The sequence below is a fragment of the Streptomyces sp. x-19 genome (assembly GCF_046549115.1).
Taxonomy (GTDB): domain Bacteria; phylum Actinomycetota; class Actinomycetes; order Streptomycetales; family Streptomycetaceae; genus Streptomyces; species Streptomyces albulus_C.
The window spans coordinates 810,239-828,434 of the sequence record NZ_JAJPWK010000002.1 but is presented as its reverse complement, the minus strand read 5'-3'; the positions used below and the strand labels follow the sequence as shown (position 1 = coordinate 828,434).

The 18,196-nt window shown below is 74.6% G+C and carries 15 protein-coding genes; 8 read left to right on the top strand and 7 right to left on the bottom strand.

The genetic code is table 11. The annotated features are described in order from the left end of the window. Nucleotides 1-70 precede the first annotated feature (70 nt). Nucleotides 71-1,309, top strand: coding sequence for an FAD-dependent oxidoreductase (locus ACLJT4_RS08345; protein ID WP_411121638.1), 1,239 nt, complete (start codon nucleotides 71-73; stop codon nucleotides 1,307-1,309). 135 nt (nucleotides 1,310-1,444) lie between these two features. Here ACLJT4_RS08345 and ACLJT4_RS08340 read toward each other — a convergent pair whose 3' ends face one another. Beyond that, complete coding sequence (locus ACLJT4_RS08340; protein WP_411121704.1) at nucleotides 1,445-2,524, bottom strand: MerR family transcriptional regulator; 1,080 nt, start codon at nucleotides 2,522-2,524, stop codon at nucleotides 1,445-1,447. Between the two features lie 247 nt (nucleotides 2,525-2,771). Then, a complete protein-coding gene (locus tag ACLJT4_RS08335) occupies nucleotides 2,772-4,025 on the bottom strand; it encodes an amidohydrolase (protein WP_411121637.1) in 1,254 nt (417 codons plus the stop codon). 203 nt (nucleotides 4,026-4,228) lie between these two features. On the opposite strand from ACLJT4_RS08335, the gene ACLJT4_RS08330 reads away from it, so the two are divergent. From ACLJT4_RS08330 to ACLJT4_RS08315, 4 genes are all read left to right on the top strand, one after another. Next, a complete protein-coding gene (locus tag ACLJT4_RS08330) occupies nucleotides 4,229-5,260 on the top strand; it encodes a methyltransferase (RefSeq protein WP_411121636.1) in 1,032 nt (343 codons plus the stop codon). 121 nt (nucleotides 5,261-5,381) lie between these two features. Further along, nucleotides 5,382-6,542: a low temperature requirement protein A gene (locus ACLJT4_RS08325; RefSeq protein WP_411121635.1), complete on the top strand. Its 1,161-nt coding sequence runs from the start codon at nucleotides 5,382-5,384 to the stop codon at nucleotides 6,540-6,542. A gap of 477 nt (nucleotides 6,543-7,019) precedes the next feature. Continuing rightward, nucleotides 7,020-7,835 carry a L,D-transpeptidase family protein gene (locus tag ACLJT4_RS08320; protein WP_411121634.1) on the top strand — a complete coding sequence of 272 codons (816 nt, stop codon included), beginning with the start codon at nucleotides 7,020-7,022 and terminating at the stop codon, nucleotides 7,833-7,835. A 30-nt stretch (nucleotides 7,836-7,865) separates the two neighbouring features. After that, complete coding sequence (locus tag ACLJT4_RS08315) at nucleotides 7,866-9,041, top strand: P1 family peptidase (protein ID WP_411121633.1); 1,176 nt, start codon at nucleotides 7,866-7,868, stop codon at nucleotides 9,039-9,041. Here ACLJT4_RS08315 and ACLJT4_RS08310 read toward each other — a convergent pair. Next, the gene (locus ACLJT4_RS08310) at nucleotides 9,038-9,754 is read right to left on the bottom strand and encodes a VIT family protein (RefSeq protein WP_411121632.1); all 717 of its coding nucleotides are present in this window, start codon (nucleotides 9,752-9,754) and stop codon (nucleotides 9,038-9,040) included. The two genes, ACLJT4_RS08315 and ACLJT4_RS08310, sit on opposite strands and share 4 nt — an antisense overlap. A 148-nt stretch (nucleotides 9,755-9,902) precedes the next feature. On the opposite strand from ACLJT4_RS08310, the gene ACLJT4_RS08305 reads away from it, so the two are divergent. Further along, nucleotides 9,903-10,628 (top strand): Yip1 family protein, encoded by a 726-nt coding sequence (locus ACLJT4_RS08305; RefSeq protein ID WP_411121631.1) that lies wholly within the window; start codon nucleotides 9,903-9,905, stop codon nucleotides 10,626-10,628. A 45-nt stretch (nucleotides 10,629-10,673) separates the two neighbouring features. On the opposite strand, the gene ACLJT4_RS08300 is transcribed toward ACLJT4_RS08305, so the two are convergent. Then, the gene (locus ACLJT4_RS08300; protein WP_411121630.1) at nucleotides 10,674-10,946 is read right to left on the bottom strand and encodes a hypothetical protein; all 273 of its coding nucleotides are present in this window, start codon (nucleotides 10,944-10,946) and stop codon (nucleotides 10,674-10,676) included. Between the two features lie 314 nt (nucleotides 10,947-11,260). On the opposite strand from ACLJT4_RS08300, the gene ACLJT4_RS08295 reads away from it, so the two are divergent. Further along, a complete protein-coding gene (locus tag ACLJT4_RS08295) occupies nucleotides 11,261-12,451 on the top strand; it encodes a CaiB/BaiF CoA transferase family protein (protein ID WP_411121629.1) in 1,191 nt (396 codons plus the stop codon). Between the two features lie 81 nt (nucleotides 12,452-12,532). After that, complete coding sequence (locus ACLJT4_RS08290; protein WP_411121628.1) at nucleotides 12,533-13,858, top strand: L,D-transpeptidase; 1,326 nt, start codon at nucleotides 12,533-12,535, stop codon at nucleotides 13,856-13,858. 102 nt (nucleotides 13,859-13,960) lie between these two features. Here the strand turns inward: ACLJT4_RS08290 and ACLJT4_RS08285 are convergent, their stop codons facing one another. The 3 genes from ACLJT4_RS08285 to pfkB all read right to left on the bottom strand — a co-directional run bounded on the left by ACLJT4_RS08285 (nucleotide 13,961) and on the right by pfkB (nucleotide 18,160). Continuing rightward, nucleotides 13,961-14,905, bottom strand: a complete 945-nt coding sequence (locus ACLJT4_RS08285; RefSeq protein WP_411121627.1) for an NAD(P)-dependent oxidoreductase — start codon at nucleotides 14,903-14,905, stop codon at nucleotides 13,961-13,963. Nucleotides 14,906-14,994: 89 nt separating this feature from the next. After that, a complete protein-coding gene (locus tag ACLJT4_RS08280) occupies nucleotides 14,995-17,154 on the bottom strand; it encodes a fructose-specific PTS transporter subunit EIIC (RefSeq protein WP_411121626.1) in 2,160 nt (719 codons plus the stop codon). Further along, nucleotides 17,147-18,160 (bottom strand): 1-phosphofructokinase, encoded by a 1,014-nt coding sequence (gene pfkB, locus ACLJT4_RS08275; protein ID WP_411121703.1) that lies wholly within the window; start codon nucleotides 18,158-18,160, stop codon nucleotides 17,147-17,149. Before pfkB ends, ACLJT4_RS08280 begins: the two co-directional genes overlap by 8 nt. Nucleotides 18,161-18,196: the final 36 nt, after the last annotated feature.

Genomic DNA, 18,196 nt, shown 5'->3' with positions numbered 1-18,196 from the left:
GCCGCGCCCCGCGCCCCGGCCCTTCCGGAACCCCAACCCCCGACAACCACCCACGAGTCAGGAGACCCGCATGACCCGGCCCGCCGCCGACGCGGACCCCGCGCCCGCCGCCACCCCCATCCACCACCAGGTCCTGATCGTCGGCGGCGGTACCGCGGGCATCACCGTCGCCGCCCGGTTACGCCGCGCCGGCGTCCGCGACGTCGCCCTGCTGGACCCCGCCGAGACGCACTGGTACCAGCCGCTGTGGACACTGGTCGGCGGCGGCCAGGCGCCGCTGCGCGCCGCGCTGCGCCCCGAGGCCGAGGTCATTCCGCCCGGCGTGCGCTGGCTGCGGGAGCGCGCCACCGCCGTCGATCCGGTGGCCCGGACGGTCACCACCGCCACCGGCCGGGTGTTCTCCTACGGGCGGCTGGTCCTGGCGCCCGGTCTCAGCCTCGACTGGGACGGTGTGCCGGGGCTGGCCCAGGCCGTCGGCCATCACGGGGTGAGCAGCAACTACCGGGCCGACCTCGCCCCGTACACCTGGGAGTTGATCCGCCGGATGCGGCGCGGCACGGCCGTGTTCACCATGCCGTCCGGGCCGGTCAAGTGCGGTGGCGCACCGCAGAAGATCGCGTACCTGGCCGCGGACCACTGGCGCAAGCGCGGCGTCCTGGGCGACATCCGCATCGTCCTCGCCCTCCCGGAGCCCAGCCTCTTCAAGGTGCCGGTCTTCGCCCGGGCCCTGGAGGGGGCCGTCCACCGCTACGGCATCGAGGTGCGGCTGCAGACCGAACTGACCGAACTGGACGGCCCGGGGCGGGCCGCCGTCCTCACCGACCACGCCACCGGCCGCGCCGAGACCGTCCACTACGACCTGCTGCACGCGGTCCCGCCGCAGCGCGCCCCGCAGTGGCTCGCCGACGGCCCGTTGGCGGATCCCGGCTCCCCGCACGGCTACGTCAAGACGGACCCGCACACCCTCCGGAGCCCGGACTTCCCCGAGGTGTTCGCGCTGGGGGACGTGGCCCACCTCCCCACGTCCAAAACGGGCGCCGCGATCCGCAAGCAGGCCCCGGTCCTCGTCGCCAACCTCCTCGCCGGACTCCGCGGCAGGCCGGCCACCGCCCGCTACGACGGCTACACCTCCTGCCCCCTGGTCACCGCCCGGCACAAGATGCTGCTGGCCGAGTTCGACTACGACCTGCGCCCCGCACCGTCGATCCCCTTCCTCGACACCACCCGGGAGCGCACCGACATGTGGTTCCTCAAGCGCTACGGCCTTCCGCAGCTCTACTTCCAGGGGATGTTGAAGGGGCGGGCTTAGCGGCCGACGGGCGCCCAACTGCCCCGCGGGGGGCTGGTGTTGCCCCCTCCCCCGCCGGGCAGGGATCCCGCAAGGGGCACCCACACCCCCTAAGGGCACCCCGTAAGGGCCCGCCCCGCCCCCTTCCCGCCCGGCTCAGGCCGCCGCTGCCTCCTCCACCACGTCCGCCACCACGCATCCGACGTTGTCCGGGGCGCCGGCCTCGTGGGCGAGCCGGACCAGGTCGGCGACGGCCTCGTGGGGCGTGGCCGCGCCGGCGAGGGCCGCCCGGATCGCCTCGGGCGGCACGACGCCGGTCAGGCCGTCGGTGCACAGCAGGTACCGCTCACCGGGCCGGGCGTCGAGCAGCTGGAGGTCCGGGGCGAAGTCGGTGCCTCCGTCCAAGGACCGCGACAGCAGCGCGCGCTGCGGGTGCGACTGCGCCTCCTCGGGGGTGAGCCGGCCCTCGTCGACGAGGGACTGCACCAGGGTGTGGTCGTGGGTGAGGCGGATCAGGCCCGAGTCGCGCAGCACGTAGGCGCGCGAGTCCCCGACGTGCAGCAGCGCCAGGCGCGCGCCGGACCGCAGCACGGCGGTGAGGGTGCTGCCGGTCGACTCGTCGACGGACGGCGCCGCCCGGTGGGCGCGCCGGGCCGCCTCCTCCAAAACGGCCAACAGGTCGCCCGCGCCCGCCCACTGGTCCTCCTCGTCCTCCAGTGCCTTCAGCGCCTCGACGGCGGCGGTGGCGGCCGGCCCCCCGCCGGGACCGTAGCCGTCGGCCACCGCCAACAGGTGCGGGCCGGCGTGGGCCGCGTCCTGGTTGGCGGGCCGGACGAGTCCGCGGTCCGTGCGGGCGGCGCACCGCAGCGTCAACGGGGCGGTGGGGTCGTGGGGTTCGGTCATCGTGGCGTCCTTCCGTTCCAGCTGGTCCACGAGGAAGGCGGCCAGGTCCCGGCGGGCGGCGACCTCGGTCTCGACCTGCGCCCAGTACGCCGCGACCGCCCGGGCCGCGGCGGCCGGCGCCAGCGCGCACACCTCACGGATGCGGGCCAGCGGCATGCCGAGCCGCCGCAGCCAGGCGACCAACCGGGCGCGCTCCAACTGGGCCGGCGCGTAGTACCGGTAGCCGCTGTGCGGGTCGACGCGGACGGGGGTCAGCAGGCCGAGCTCGTCGTACAGGCGCAGCGCCTTCGGCGAGAGCCGGGACGCCCGTGCGAACGCCCCGATCGTCAGCATTTCCCCGTCCACCCGGTGCTCCTCCGCGCTCCGTCGCGCCCGCCCGGTCCGGGTCCGGCAGGTGTCCCGTGCCGGGCGGACCGGACCGTCGGCGGCGCTCCGCGCGCCGCCGACGAAGGGCGTCCGTCCTCCTCGTACCGGGCACCTCGCCCGGCCCCACCGATGCTGGGCCTTCCCCCAAGGACAAGGTCAACGAGCCGTTCGCCCCGGTGTCCGGCGGGTCCTGCGGGGCGCGGTCGCGCCCCGGCTACGCGCGGCCCAGCTGCCCCAACGCCGCCACCGTCAGCGCCTGCACGCCCGTGGACAGGGTCGGCCGGGTGACCGGCACGAAGCGGGACGAGTGGTTGGAGGGGATGTCCTGGGCCAGCCGCCCGGCGGCCAGCGCGGTGCGGAACGCGTCCGGGTCCCAGCCGCCCAGCCACCAGTAGTACAGCGGTGCCTCGGCGGCCGTCGCCAACAGGCCGGCGTCCTCACTGCCGGTCGCCGGGTCGAAGGCGAACACCCGCTGGTCGCCGAAGTGCCGCGTGAAGTCCGCGTTGACGGCCGCCAGCACCGCGTCGTCGTTGACCGTCACCGGGAACGAGTCGAGCATCGTCGTCTCCGGCTCCTCGGGCGCGCCGGACGCGGCCGCCTCGGCCCGCGCGATCCGCTCGACGGCCGCCAGCACCGCGGTCCGCACGTTCGCGTCGAAGCTGCGGACGCTGAGCCGCACGACGGCCCGGTCCGGGATCACGTTGGCGGTGTCACCGGCGTGGAACGAGCCGACCGTGACCACCGCCTGCTCCTTCGCCGCGATCTCCCGCGCCACCACCGACTGCACCCGCTGCACGAACGCCGCCGCCATCAGGATCGGATCGACCGTCGTCTCCGGCCGCGACCCGTGGCCGCCCGTCCCGTGGAACGTGATCTCCAGCGTGTCCGCCGCGGCCATGCAGGCGCCCGGGCAGTACGCGATCAGCCCCGCGCCGAACGGGGCGACGTGCTGCGCCAGCACCACGTCGGGCACCGGCACCAGCTGCTTGCTGTAGAGGCCGTCGTCGAGCATGGCGCGGGCGCCGCTGCCGGCCTCCTCGGCCGGCTGGAACAGCACCACGAGCGTCCCCGACCAGCGGTCGCGGCCGGCGGCCAGCAGGTCGGCGGCGCCCAGCAGGCACGTCACGTGGACGTCGTGGCCGCAGGCGTGCATCCGCCCCGGGACGGTCGAGGCGTACGGCACGTCGGAGTTCTCCGAGACCGGCAGCGCGTCCATGTCGGCACGCAGCAGGACCACCGGCCCCGGGCCGTTGCGCAGCACGCCGGTCACGCCGGTCACGCCGATGCCGGTCGTGACGTCGTAGCCGTACGCGGTCAGCCGGCGGGCCGCCTCGGCGGCGGTGCGGGTCTCCTCGTAGGCGAGTTCGGGGTGGCGGTGCAGGTCTTCGTAGAGCGCCACGAGGTCCGCGAGGCGGGCGTCGAGCGGTTCCAGGACGGATGCGGGGGAGGAAGGGTCACGGTCGCTCATACGCGCATTCGACCACGCACGGCCGCTGCCGTCTGCCCCCTGGCGCGCCCGTCCGCGCCGCCCGCCGCCCCGTGCGCCCTGGCCGGTACCCAGCGGTTCACCACCCCTCCCCCCGTGACACCACCGCCACCGCCTGCAACCGTGGATCACCATGCCTGCGACGTGGCGCAGCGCAGGCCCAAGCCGACGACCGGAGGCTGACGTTGGCCACTTCACCCACCCGACCGGCGGACGAGCCCGGCGACCTCGCGACCCACCTCATGGACCAGGCCCTGGGCCACCTCTTCTCCGCCGCGCTGCGCACCGCCGCCCACTACCGCATCGCCGACCGGCTCGCCCTGGGCCCGCGCACCCCCGAACAACTCGCCGCCGCCACCGACACCCACGCCCCCCACCTGCGCCGCGTGCTGCGCTACCTCGCCGCCCGCGGCGTCTTCCGCGAGGACGCCGCGGGCGCGTACCAGCTCACCCCGGCCGCCCGGCAGCTGCGCACCGACGTGCCCGACTCGCTGCACCCGGCGGTCATGATGCTCACCGACGACCTGTTCCTGCGGACCTCCGCCGGCCTGCCCGAGGCGGTGGCGCACGGCGGCGCGGCCTTCGAGCGGCTCTTCGGCACGCCGTTGTTCACCCACCTGGCATCGGACGCGGCCAAGCGGGAACTCTTCGACGACGGCATGGCCTCCCTGGCCGCACCGGCGGACGACGCGGTGGCCGCGGCCTACCCCTTTCCCGAGTCCGGCACCGTCGTCGACGTCGGCGGCGGCCGGGGCGGCCTGCTGCGCGCGGTGCTCCGCCGCCGTCCGCAGGCCACCGGCGTCCTCTTCGACCTGGCGCCGCCGCTGGCCCACCACCTCCTGGACACCGACGACCTGAAGGGCCGCTGGCGCACCCAGGAGGGCGACTTCTTCGCGGCGGTCCCCGAGGGCGGCGACGTCTACGTCCTCAAACACGTCCTGCACGACTGGCCGGACGAGCCCTGCCGCCGCATCCTGCGCACCTGCCGCGCGGCGATGGCGCCCGGCCGCCGCCTCCTGGTCGTCGACTCCGTCCTGCCGCCGGGGAACGCCCCGCACTTCGGCAAGACGATGGACATCGCCATGCTGGCCGTCCTCGACGGGCAGGAACGCAACGCGGACGAGTTCGCCGCGCTGCTGGCGGCGAGCGGCTTCCGGCTGACCCGGGTGCTGCCGACGGCCGGCTTCCCCTCCATCGTGGAGGCGGTCGCCGACTAGGACGGCGGTGCACGCCGCGCGGGGCCGCGACACGCCGCGGTCCCGGTGCCCCCACGGCCCTCGCCCCCGCGCTGTACTGAGTGCCACCCCATCAGCGGTCGACGAGAGGGGCTGGTGCACCGTGCCGGTTCTGATGCGTGCGCGCGGTCGTACGGAGGCGCACCGCGCCTCCACTCCCCTGGAGCTGTTCTTCGACCTCTGCTTCGTGGTGGCGGTCGCCCAGGCCGGCCGCCAACTGGTGCACGCCCTCGCCGAGGGCCACCCGGGGCACGGCGTCGTCGGCTATCTGATGGTGTTCTTCGCCATCTGGCTGGCGTGGCTCAACTTCAGCTGGTTCGCCTCGGCGTACGACACGGACGACGCGCTGTACCGCGTGGTGACGCTCGTTCAGATCGTCGGGGTGCTCGTCCTGGCCGCCGGCGTGCCGCGGGCCTTCACCGCCGGGGACTTCCGGATCGTCTGGTTCGGCTATCTGGTGATGCGGTTGGCACTGGTCAGCCAGTGGCTGCGGGCCGCCCACGACACCCGGGGCGCGGAACGGCGGACCGCCCTGCGCTACGCGTCGGGGGTGACCCTCTGCCAGGTCGGCTGGCTGGCGCTGCTGTTCCTGCCGCCGGCCGACGCCCCGTGGGTGTTCATCGTGATGGGCCTGCTGGAGCTGTCGGTCCCGGCGCTCGCCGAACGCGAGCGGCCGACCGGCTGGCACCCGCACCACATCGCCGAACGCTACGGCCTGTTCACCATCATCGTGCTGGGCGAAACGGTCTCCGCGGCGACCGTCGCGGTCCAGTCCGCGCTCGACGAGCACCACGACCTGGCCACCCTGCTGCCGATCGCGGCCGGCGGCCTGCTGCTGGTCTTCGCCGCGTACTGGATCTACTTCGCCGTCCCCATCCACCTGCACCTGCACTCCAACCGGCAGGCGTTCCTGTGGGGCTACGGCCACTACCTGATCTTCGGATCGGCCGCGGCGATCGGCGCGGGCATCGAGATCGCGGTGGAGGAGTCGGCCGGCCGGGCCCACCTGTCGGCGCACGCCGCGGCGGCCTGCGTCACGGTGCCGGCGGCGCTCTACCTGTTCACCGTCTGGCTGATCCACTCTCGCCACCAGAAGCACGGACCGGCCCAGCAACTGGTGTTGCCGGTCTCCGCCGTCCTGGTGTTGGCGTGCACCTTCGCGGGGTCGGCGGCGGTTCCGGCGGCGGGGCTGGTGGCGGCGGTGACGGTGGCGGTGGGGGTCACCCTGACGGCCCGCCAGGGCACCGCACTGGCGGAGGAGTAGCGGCCCTCCGGTCGCCCCGCCGCGCGCACGGGTGTGAGCGGCGCGCGGCCCGCGCGCCGTCCCCCGTTAGCGTGCCGAACGGCCGTGCGCGCGCCCGTCCCGCCGCGCGCCCCGCCCCCGCACCCCCTCCCCCGCGCACGCATCCCCCGAACTCCCGCATAGCGCGTCAACTCGCCGTACACAGGGCAGACTTGGGCCGCATTCCGGCCAACTTGGGGTGGCCCCCCGCGCCCCCGGGGCACCCTCCGGAGCGCCTCCCCCACCCCCGCCCATCCGACCAATCGGCGCATTCCCCTACCAAAGGTTCACCCGGCGTGCGGCATCGCCCCGATGCCCTCTACCGTTCACCAGGGCCCGCGGAAGCGGCTTCGCCGGAACGCGGTAGGGTGCAGATTGCCCTTTTTATGCCCGGGGGTCCTGCCGGTTCGCAGCGTCCCACGGGCCGTCCACCCGCCCGTACCTGAGGAGACGCCAGACATGGCAGCCCGCCACGCTCAGTCCCGTGCGCGCAGGAGACTGTCCCGGCGCAGCAAGGCCGTCAGCGGCCTCGCGCTCTCCACCCTGGTCGGCACCGCCCTGTGGGCCTGGCCGGCCTCGGGCGACGACCACAGCGGCCGACCGGACGCCAAGAGCGGTTCGACGCACGCGGCGTCCAGCCCGAACACCCCGGCGCCCGCACAGGCCGCACCCCAGACCGCCCGCGGCCTGCGCGCCATCCCGGACCTCAGCGACGCCGCCCGAAAGCGCATACCGGCCAACGCCCGCCAGGTCCTCGTCGTCACCGGCAAGGCCACCGACTCGTACGAGTCCCGGGTCGTCCTGTACACCCGCGCCGACGGCTCGGACTTCTGGGAGGCCGGCCCCAGCTGGGCCGCGCACAACGCCGCCCACGGCTGGACCGGCGACCACCACTACGGTGACCTGCGCTCCCCCGAGGGCGTCTACGCCCTCACCGACGCCGGCGGGCGACTGCCGGCACCCGAGGGCACCAAGCTGCCCTACGACCACAACCGCAGCTTCGTCGCCCACGGCACCGGCGTCGAGGGCGAGCCGCTGGCCGGCGCCTTCGACTACGTCATCGCCATCAACTACAACCGCGTCCCGGGCACCTCCCCGCTGGACGGGCAGCGCCCGCTCGGCGACGAAAAGGGCGGCGGCGTCTGGCTGCACGTCGACCACGACGGCCCCACCCAGGGCTGCGTCAGCCTCAAGCCGGAGGTGATGCGCGCACTGCTGCGCACCCTCGACCCGGCGCTCCACCCGGTCGTCGTGATGGGGCCGGCCGGCCACTGAGCGGGCTGCGCGCGTGGTACGCATGCCCCCATGACTGACGCGCGGCAGCATCAGCGGCACCAGGGGGGCGAGGCCACCCCTCACCCCCCGGGCCCGCACGACGCCCTGACCGACGTGCCCGGCCTGCGGGTCGGCCACGCCCAGCGCACCGGCGACGGCTGGCTCACCGGCACCACCGTCGTCCTCGCCCCCGAAGGCGGCGCCGTCACGGCGGTCGACGTCCGCGGCGGCGGCCCGGGCACCCGGGAGACCGACGCCCTCGACCCCCGCAACCTCGTCCAGCGCATCGAGGCCGTCGTCCTGACCGGCGGCTCCGCGTTCGGCCTCGACGCCGCGACCGGCGTCGTCGGCTGGCTGGAGGAACAGGGCCGCGGCTTCCGGGTCGGCCCCGATCCCGCCCAGGTCGTCCCCGTCGTCCCCGCCGCCGCCCTCTTCGACCTGGGTCGCGGTGGCGACTGGCGGGCCCGGCCGGACGCCGCCCTGGGCCGCGCGGCCGTCGAGGCCGCCGCCCGCACGACCCCCGGCTCGCCCGTCCCCCAGGGCAACGTCGGCGCCGGCACCGGAGCGGTCAGCGGCGGCATCAAGGGCGGCGTCGGCACCGCCAGCGCCGTGCTGCCGTCCGGGATAACCGTCGCCGCGCTCGCCGCCGTCAACGCCGCGGGCTCCTTCGCCGACCCGCACACCGGCGCCCTCTACGGCACCCCCACCCGGCTCCCCGACCCCGCGGTCCACGCGGCCGCCCGGCGCCGCCTCGTCCGGGCCCGGGAGATCTCCGCGGCCCGGTCCGCCGCGTCGGTCCACCCGCCCCTCAACACCGTTCTCGCGGTGGTGGCCACGGACGCCGACCTCACCCGCGCACAGGCCCACAAGCTCGCCGGCACCGCCCACGACGGCCTGGCCCGCGCCCTGCGCCCCGTGCACCTCCTCAACGACGGCGACGCGGTCTTCGCCGTCGCCACCGGCGCCCGCCCGCTGGCCACCGCGGAGGCCCTGGCCGACCCCGCCTTCGGCGTCCACCTCCAGGCCGGCGCCCTCAACGACGTCTTCGCCACCGGCGCCGACGTGCTGACCCGGGCCATCGTCAAGGCCGCCCACGCCGCCACCTCGGTGGACGGCCCCGGCGGCCTCTTCCCGTCGTACACGGACCTCTACGGTCCGCCGGCCGACGACGACCCGGACCGCTCCGGCACTCCGGGCGCGCCCTAGGCCCCCACCGCGCCCAGCAGCGTGCCCGCCACGTACGTGACCGCCATGGCCAGCGCGCCTCCGGCCACGTTCCGCAGCACCGCCGGGCCCACCGGCGCCGACCCCAGGCGGGCGCTGGTCCACCCGCACAGGGCCAGCGCCGCCAGCACCGCGGCCACCGTGATCCACAGGCGCTGGCCCGTCGGCGGCAGCACGATCGCGAGCAGCGGCAGCAGCGCGCCCGCGGTGAAGGCGAGGAAGCTGGCGCCCGCCGCGTGCCAGGGGTTGGTGAGTTCGTCCGGGTCGATGCCCAGCTCCACCTCGGCGTGGGCGCGCAGCGCGTCGTGGTGCGTCAGCTGCTCGGCGACCTCCCGGGCGAGTTCGGGGCCGAGGCCCTTGCCCTCCAGCAGTTCGGTCAGTTCGCGCAGTTCGGCCTGCGGTTCGGTGGCCAGCTCGCGCTTCTCCAGGGCCAGCGCGGCCTTCTCGGAGTCGCGTTGGGTGGAGACCGACACGTACTCGCCGGCCGCCATGGACATCGATCCGGCGAGCAGTCCGGCGAGTCCGGCGGTGAGCAGGGTGGCCCGCGAGTCGGTGGCGCCGGCGACGCCGACGACGAGGCCGGCGGTGGAGACCACTCCGTCGTTGGCCCCGAGGACCGCCGCCCGCAGCCAGTTGAGGCGGCTGCCGAGCCCGCCGCCGTGCGCCTCGTCGTGGTCCGGTGTCTGAAGGGTCACCGGTCGAGCGTCTCATCCGGGGCCGGCCGACGGGGCCTTGCCTCGCCCGGTGCCCATCGGTGCCGGCCCGGTACCACCCGGTAGCCGCCCCGGGTCAGCCGGTGCCCGCGCGTCGGGCCCCGGTGGGGCCGGTGGTAGAAACGGCCGTATGTCCGCATCGCCGCCCCCCACCCCGCCCCCGTCACGGTCCGGCCGGCGCGCCGCCGCGCCGTCGCGTGCGGAGCCGCCGCCCCCGCCGCCGCCCACGTTGGTGCAGCCGGCGCCCCCCGACTCCGGGGGCGCCCGCCCGCCGGCCGGGCGCCGGGAGTCCGTCCGTCAGGAGCCGGTGCGGCGCCGCCGGTTGTGGTGGCACCGGTTGATACTCGGGCTCTGGTACCGGCCGGTGGACGTGTTCGACGAGGCGCGGGACCGCAGTGCGTGGAGCGCTGCGGTGCTGCTGTGCCTGATCAGCGGCGGGATCGGGATCGTGTCGGTGGGCGCGTTCCGGGCGCAGTGGGCGGCCAACCACACGGCGGCGCTGCAGTTGGCCGGGATGGCCGAGGCGGGCGTGCTGCTGGCCAGTCTGGGGCTGGGGGCGGTCACGCACGCGATAGCGCGGACGCTCGGGGGCAACGGGCGGTTCGCGCCGACGGCGAGCCTGTTCGTGGTGGTCTTCTGGGTGACGGACCTGCCGCGGTTGCTCATCGCCGCCTGGCTGCCGACGAGTTCCACGTTCGTGCAGGCCGCCACCTGGACGACCTGGGGGTTCGGCTATTTCCTCGCGGTGCTGCTGATACGCGGTCAGCACCACCTGCCGACCCGTAAGGCGGCGACTGCGGTGTCGGTCCAGATGCTCGCGGCGCTGGCGCTGCTGAAGCTGGGGCCGGTGCAGTGAGCCGGGCGCGCCTGTGGAGCGCGCGCCCGGTCGGCCGGCGCCGGGTCAACTGCGGCTGCTGAGCTGTCGCACGAGGTCGTCGAACGCCTGGCGTTCGGCGGGGGTCAGGTCCACGTTCTCGGAGGGCGGGCCGCCGGGGCCGGTCTGGCGCGGGACGGCGTCGAGCCGGGCCCGGGAACGCGACGGGCGCCCGTACGGGGTGGGGGCGCCGTAGGTGCCGCGCCGGGTGAGTCTGACCAGGCCGACTGCCCAGAGGACGACGACGACCAGCAGAACGCCTAGGCCGATCTGCTGGAGAATCGAAACGGAGGGGACCATGCTGTTCCTCCCGAACAAGTGGGCGCTGGGCAAGCCCCAGTAGACACCACACGTCTGGGCTTCCAACAGGGAATCTTGGGTTGTAAATCGGTAAGTGACACATCTCCTATGACATTTCCCATCATTCCAGACACCACGCGCATAGCGCCTCTCCGTCCTGCGGCCCGCCGCCGGCGCTCGCCTCCCGCTCCGGCGCACCACCGGCCGGACCGGCGCACTGCCGCGCCGGCCGTTGGACACCGCGGCGGCTTCCCCGCGGCGCGCGGGTGCGCCAACGATGGCGGCACCCCGTCCGCGACGTGAGGAGTTCGCCCGTGCCCCGGCAACACCACCGGACCGCCCCCCGCGCCCTCGACGGCGTCCTCGTCGCCGACTTCAGCCGGGTCCTGGCCGGCCCGCTCGCCGCCGCCACGCTCGCCGACCTCGGCGCCGAGGTCGTCAAGGTCGAGCGGCCGGGGGTCGGGGACGACACCCGTTCCTGGGGGCCGCCGTTCGCCGACGACGGCACCGCGGCGTACTTCGACGCCGCGAACCGCTCCAAGCGGGGGCTGGCACTGGACCTGGGCGATCCCGAGGACGCGACGGCTGCCCGGGAATTGGCCCGGCGGGCGGACGTCCTGATCGAGAACTTCCGCCCCGGGTCGCTCGCCAAGTACGGCCTGGACCCCGCGGCCACGCTGGCGGCCAATCCGGGGCTGGTGCACTGCACCATCAGCGGTTTCGGTGCCGGGGCGGGGGCGGCGCTGCCCGGCTACGACTTCGTGGTCCAGGCGGTGGGCGGGCTGATGAGCATCACCGGCGAGCCCGGCGGGGCGCCGCTGAAGGCGGGGGTGGCGCTGGTGGACGTCTTGACCGCCAAGGACGCCGCGACGGGGATCCTGGCGGCGCTGCGGCACCGCGACCGGACCGGCGCGGGGCAGACGGTGGAGGTGAACCTGCTCTCGTCGCTCCTGGGGTCGTTGGTGAACCAGACGTCCGGCCATCTGGCCACCGGGCGGGATCCGGGGCCGATGGGCAACCGGCATCCGAGCATCGCCCCGTACGAGACGTTGGCGTGCCGGGGCGGGCTGTTGGCCGTCGCGGTGGGCAACGACCGGCAGTTCCGGGCGCTGGCGGGGGCGCTGGGGGCGCCGGAGCTGGCGGCGGACCCGCGGTTCCGCCGGAATCGGGATCGGGTGCGCAACCGTGCGGACCTGGTCCAAGAACTGGAGGATCGTCTGGTCGCCGACACCCCGCGGGGTTGGGCGGAGCGGCTGGCGGCGGTTGCGGTGCCGTGCGGACCGGTCAACACCGTGTCGGAGGCCCTGGAACTGGCGACGCGACTCGGGCTGGACCCGATCGCCCAGGTCGGCGCGGGGCGGATCCCCCAAGTGACCAGCCCGCTGCGGCTGTCGGGCACGCCGGTGACCCAACCCAGTGCGCCACCCCGCCTGGACGAAGACGGCGCGGCACTGCGAACCTGGCTATCAGGGCCGGACGACCGGCCCTTGCCGCCGAAATTGTGACCTTCGTCACAACAGGACCGTATCCGCAACCAAATCCACCCGTTGGTGCTGTTTACCAGCACGGAATCACAACACCCCTGTATGGAGCAGCTCGTGACATCGCTGGACAACCCCGCGCCCGCCCAGTCCCGCACCGACCACCAGCCGCTTCACCACGAGGCGCGGGATTCCGCCGCCCCCCGTCGCACCCGCCGGATGCGCCGCACCCTGGCCCTCACCGCCCTGCTCGCCGCGGGCGCACTGTCGCTGACGGCCTGTGGGGGCGACGCCTCGGCCGGTCAGGGCGACGGCAAGAACGGCCAGGCCGGCGCGGACGCCGCGGCCGCCAAGGACGCCTCCGACGCCAAGATCCAGGTCACGTCGAAGGACGGCGCCACCGACGCCAGCATCAACGACACCGGGGTGAAGGTCACCGGCGGCAAGTTGACCGATGTGAAGCTCACCGCCGTCGACACCGGCAAGGACGTCGCCGGCGCCATATCGTCGGACGGCCTGTCCTGGAAGCCCGGGGTGCAGCTGGAGCGCGGCGCCAAGTACAAGATCGTGGCGAACGCCAAGGACGCCAAGGGCCGCCCGGCGACCGAGAACGCGACCTTCACCACGGTCTCGTCGGCCAACAGCTTCATCGGCTCGTTCACGCCCGACAACGGCAAGACCGTCGGCGTCGGCATGCCGGTGTCGTTCAACTTCGACAAGTCGATCAGCAACCGCAAGGACGTCCAGTCCCACATCACGGTGACCTCCAGCAGCGGCCAGCAGGTCGTCGGCCACTGGTTCGGCGACCGGCGGCTGGACTTCCGGCCCGAGGACTACTGGAAGGCCGGCTCCAAGGTCACCATGAAGATCGACCTGGACGGCGTGAAGGGCGGCCAGGGCATCACCGGCGTGCAGTCCAAGACGGTCTCCTTCACCATCGGTCGCTCGCAGGTCTCCACGGTCGACATGAACACCCAGACCATGACCGTCAAGCAGGACGGCAAGGTCATCAAGTCCGTCCCGATCTCCGGCGGCAGCCCCGACCACCCGACCTACAACGGCCAGATGGTCATCTCGGAGAAGTTCGAGCAGACCCGCATGGACGGCTCCACGGTCGGCTTCGGCGGCGAGTACGACATCAAGGACGTGCCGCACGCCATGCGCCTGTCGTCCTCCGGCACCTTCATACACGGCAACTACTGGGGCAGCTCGTCGATCTTCGGCCGCACCGGCACCAGCCACGGCTGTGTCGGCCTGGAGGACAACAAGGGCGGCGGTGGCGACACCCCGGCCAAGTGGTTCTACACCAACTCGCTGATCGGCGACGTGGTGATCGTGAAGAACTCCCCGGACAAGACCGTCAAGCCCGACAACGGCCTCAACGGCTGGAACATGTCCTGGTCGGAGTGGACGGCGGGCAGCGCCTCCTGACGGCCGCCGGCCGCACCCGCTGAGCGCACGAGGCGGTGACCGCCCTTCGAGGAGGAGCGGTCACCGCCTCGTCGTGCGTGCGGCACGGTGCGCGGCGGCGGGTCACGCCGTCGGCGCCCCGGAGTGCAGCAGTTCCACGACCCCGCCGAGGCTCTCGTGGCCGTGCCCGTCCGCGACCCGGCGCTTCATCAGCTCCCACAGCGGGCCGAAGAGCTCCGTGCTGACGCCCTGCGCCCGGCTGACGTCGCCGATCGCGTCGTGCGCGACCTGCATGGCGAGGTGGGAGCCGGTGGCGCCGTACTCCCCGGCCGCCGCCTGCGCCGCCATCGCCGGCAGTTGGCTTTCGGCCATCGCCCGCAGCCACGGCACCAGCAGCTCCCGGGTGAACGCGTCGACGTTCCCGCCCGCCGACCGCACCAGGGCCGCGGCGTGCAGGAATCCACCGAACATGCCGTACATCCCGCTCAGCAGCGCGAGGTCGTGCAGTGGCGCCGCCCCGGGATCCGGGCCCAGATAGACGCTCCTCGCCATGGCGTCCAGCACCCCGCGATGCGCCTCGAAGGCGGCCTCGGCGCCACTGTAGAGCACGAACGCCTGGGGCTGCCCGATGATTTCCGGAACGGCCATGACGCCGCCGTCGAGGTACTCCGCGCCGAGCCCGGCGACCCGCTCCGCGAGCACCCGCGCCTCGGCCGGCGAACCGTTGGTCACGTTGACCACGACCCGGCCCTCCAGCGCCGCACCGGCGCCGTCGTCGGCCAGCAGCGGCGCGACGTCGGCGTAGTCCAGGATGCAGACGATCACGACCTCGCTCGCGGCGATCGCCGCGGCCGGCGATGCGGCGCGCCGGGCGCCCTCGGCCACCAGCGCATCGGCCTTGTGCGCCGTGCGGTTCCACACCGTCACCCGATGCCCGGCCGCCAGGAGCGCCGACGCCAGCGCCCTGCCCATGTCCCCCAGGCCGAGCACCGCGACGTTCTCGCGCGACGTTCCCGCACGCGCACGTTCCCCGGCCGCCTGCACCCGGGCCTCATTCTCCGCTGACATAACGGAACTGCACCCCCGCCTCGTTCTTCGCACTGATCACTTGCTGATCAGTTTTGGCGGGAGGGCAGTTCCGGACAAGTACCTACTTTTTAGTGGGTGGTTACCTCGCGGTGCGTGCTCACCTGGGGGTGCGTGGCGTCGGCGGCGGGCACGTCCGTGCCCGGGGTTCCGGCCGCCGGCGCCCGGAGGCTCTTGAGGAGCACGACCAGGGCGGCGCTGACGACGGTGCCGGCGGCGACGGCGAGCAGGTAGAGCAGCGGCTGGCCGATCAGCGGGACCACGAAGACGCCGCCGTGCGGGGCGCGGAGGGTGCAGCCGAAGGCCATCGACAGGCCGCCGGTGACCGCCCCGCCGACCATCGCGGAGGGGATCACCCGCAGCGGGTCGGCGGCGGCGAACGGGATCGCGCCCTCGGTGATGAAGGACGCGCCGAGGACCCACGCGGCCTTGCCGTTCTCCCGTTCGGCCCGGGTGAACAGGCGGCCCCGCACGGTCGTGGCCAGCGCCATCGCCAGCGGCGGGACCATGCCGGCCGCCATCACCGCGGCCATCACCTTCAGGCTGCCCGGGTTGGGGTTGGCCAGGCCGCCGACCGCGAAGGCGTAGGCGACCTTGTTCAGCGGCCCACCGAGGTCGAAGCACATCATCAGGCCCAGGAGCACGCCGAGGATGACGGCGTTGGCTCCGGACAGGCCGGACAGCCAGCCGGTGAGGGCCTTCTGGAGCGCGGCGATCGGCTTGCCGACCACCAGGAACATCAGGAAGCCGACCGCCGCCGAGGAGAGCAGCGGGATGACCACCACCGGCATGATGCCGCGCAGCACCGGCGGCACGTCGATCCGTTGGATCGCCCGCACCACCGCCCCCGCCAGCAGACCGGCGATCAGCCCGCCCAGGAAGCCGGCGTTGACGGTCAGCGCGACGGCGCCGCCGACGAAGCCGGGGACCAGGCCGGGCCGGTCCGCCATCCCGTAGGCGATGAAGCCGGCCAGGACCGGGACGAGAAAGCCGAAGGCGGTGCTGCCGACCTGGAAGAACAGCGCCGCCCAACTGGCCGACTCGGTCCACAGGAAGTGGTCGGCGACCGACGGTGCCTTGTCGACGGTGTAGCCGCCGATCGCGAACGCCAGGGCGATCAACAGCCCGCCCGCGGCGACGAACGGGACCATGTAGCTCACGCCGGTCATCAGCCAGGTGCGGAGCCGGGTGGCGTAGCCGTCGGTGGTCTCGGCGCCCTGGTCCATGGGGGCGGTGGGGCGGGCGGGTGCGTCGGCGGCCGGGACGGGGCCCCGGGCGGCCTTCTCGCGGACCTCGGCGATGAGTTCCGCGGGACGGTTGATGCCGGCCTTCACCCCGACGTCGACGAGCGGCTTGCCGGCGAACCGCTCGCGGTCCCGCACCTCGACGTCGTGCGCGAGGATCACGCCGTCGGCCGCCGCGATCAGCTGCGGGTCGAGGCGCTGGAAGCCGGCCGATCCCTGGGTCTCCACGGTGAGTTCGACCTCGGCCGCCCGAGCGGCCTTGGCCAGGGATTCGGCGGCCATGTAGGTGTGCGCGATGCCGGTGGGGCAGGAGGTGACCGCGACGATGCGGAACGGGGCGGACGCCGGGGCCTCCGGGGCGGTTCCGGGGGCGGCGGACGCGGCCTCGGGGGTGGTCGGCTCCGGTGCGGGGGCGTCGGCGGACCGCGGACCGTCCGCCTCCGGCCCCGGCCCCGGCTCCGACCGCGACTCCGACTCCGACCGCGATGCCGCCTGCGGCCCCGACTGCGGCTCCTCTTCAGGTTGCTGCTCCGGCTGCTGCTCCGGCTGTTCGCCCCGGATGAGCGCCGCCGCCCGCGCCGGCTCGGCCGCGGACCGCAGCGCGCCCGTGAACGCCTCGTCCATCAACTGGCGCGCGAGCGACGACAGGATCGACAGGTGGTCCGCGTCGCCACCCGCCGGAGCCGCGATCAGGAAGATCAGGTCGGCCGGGCCGTCCGCGGCGCCGAAGTCGATGCCGGCCGCGCTGCGCCCGAAGGCCAGCGTCGGTTCCGTGACGTGCGCGCTGCGGCAGTGCGGGATGCCGATGCCGCCGTCCAGGCCGGTCGGCATCTGGGCCTCGCGGGCGGCCACGTCCGCGAGGAACCCCTCCAGGTCGGTGACCCGGCCGGCGGCGACCATCCGCTCCGCCAACGACCGGGCGGCGGCGTCCTTCGTTGCGGCGGACAGGTCGAGATCGACCAGGTCCGCGCTGATCAGCTCACTCATCGCGGGCTCCCTTGCGCGCGGTACCGCCGGGCGGGCGGTGGGGACGGGGTGCGGGCGGATCGGGGACCGGCTCCGTCAGCGGCCGGCCGAGCGGCACTTCGACGCTCAGCACGACCCGTTCCGGGGCCAGGTCCGCGGGCGTTGGCATCAGGCTGCCGGGGAGTTGCACGGCGGCCGCGCCGTGCGCCACCGCCGCGGCCAGCGCCGGGGCACCGGTGCCGCCCGCGGTGAGGAAACCGGCGAGCGAGGCGTCCCCCGCACCGACGTTGCTGCGGACGGCGGCGACCGGGGCGCTGCCGAAGCGCGCGCCGTCGGCGTCGACCAGGAGCTGCCCGTCCGCCCCCAGGGAGGCCAGGACCGCCCGGGCGCCCCAGGAGCGCAGTTCCTCGGCAGCCTCGACCGCGTCGCCGACGGTGGTCAGCGGGCGGCCGACGGCCTGGGCGAGTTCCTCGGCGTTGGGTTTGACGACGTCGGGGCGTTCGCGCAGCGCCGCGGTCAGCGACGGGCCGGAGGTGTCCAGGGCGATCCGGGCGCCGGCGCGGTGCGCCCTGGCGACCAGTTCGGCGTACCACTCGGGGGCCAGGCCGCGCGGCAGGCTGCCGCAGCAGGCGATCCAGTCGGCGCCGGCGGAGCCCTCGCCGACCGCGGTCAACAGCGCCTCGGACTCGTCGGGGGTGAGTTCCGGACCGGCCGCGTTGATCTTCGTGAGGGTGCCGTCGGGTTCGGCGACGGCGATGTTGGAACGGGTCTGCCCGGCGACCGGGACGCCCGCCACGTCGATGCCCTCGGCCCGCAGCAACCCGGCCAGCGCCGCGCCCGCGGGACCGCCCAACGGCAGGACGGCGCGGGTGCGGTGGCCGGCGGCGGCGACCGCGCGGGAGACGTTGACGCCCTTGCCGCCGGGGTCGACGCGGTCGGCGGTGGCCCGCAGCACGGCGCCGCGCTCCAGCGCCGGGACCTCGTAGGTGCGGTCCAGGCTGGGGTTGGGGGTGACGGTGAGGACGATCATGGGTGTACCGGTCCGGCGGGTTGGGCGACGCGG

What these genes read in the sequence shown, in the direction of transcription:
- ACLJT4_RS08305 (WP_411121631.1), top strand. Translation starts at nt 9,903, where the DNA reads ATGTCCGCATCGCCGCCCCCCACCCCGCCCCCGTCACGGTCCGGCCGG.
- ACLJT4_RS08285 (WP_411121627.1), bottom strand. Translation starts at nt 14,905, where the DNA reads ATGTCAGCGGAGAATGAGGCCCGGGTGCAGGCGGCCGGGGAACGTGCG.
- ACLJT4_RS08315 (WP_411121633.1), top strand. Translation starts at nt 7,866, where the DNA reads ATGACTGACGCGCGGCAGCATCAGCGGCACCAGGGGGGCGAGGCCACC.
- ACLJT4_RS08345 (WP_411121638.1), top strand. Translation starts at nt 71, where the DNA reads ATGACCCGGCCCGCCGCCGACGCGGACCCCGCGCCCGCCGCCACCCCC.
- ACLJT4_RS08300 (WP_411121630.1), bottom strand. Translation starts at nt 10,946, where the DNA reads ATGGTCCCCTCCGTTTCGATTCTCCAGCAGATCGGCCTAGGCGTTCTG.
- ACLJT4_RS08280 (WP_411121626.1), bottom strand. Translation starts at nt 17,154, where the DNA reads ATGAGTGAGCTGATCAGCGCGGACCTGGTCGATCTCGACCTGTCCGCC.
- ACLJT4_RS08320 (WP_411121634.1), top strand. Translation starts at nt 7,020, where the DNA reads ATGGCAGCCCGCCACGCTCAGTCCCGTGCGCGCAGGAGACTGTCCCGG.
- ACLJT4_RS08335 (WP_411121637.1), bottom strand. Translation starts at nt 4,025, where the DNA reads ATGAGCGACCGTGACCCTTCCTCCCCCGCATCCGTCCTGGAACCGCTC.
- ACLJT4_RS08290 (WP_411121628.1), top strand. Translation starts at nt 12,533, where the DNA reads ATGGAGCAGCTCGTGACATCGCTGGACAACCCCGCGCCCGCCCAGTCC.
- ACLJT4_RS08340 (WP_411121704.1), bottom strand. Translation starts at nt 2,524, where the DNA reads ATGCTGACGATCGGGGCGTTCGCACGGGCGTCCCGGCTCTCGCCGAAG.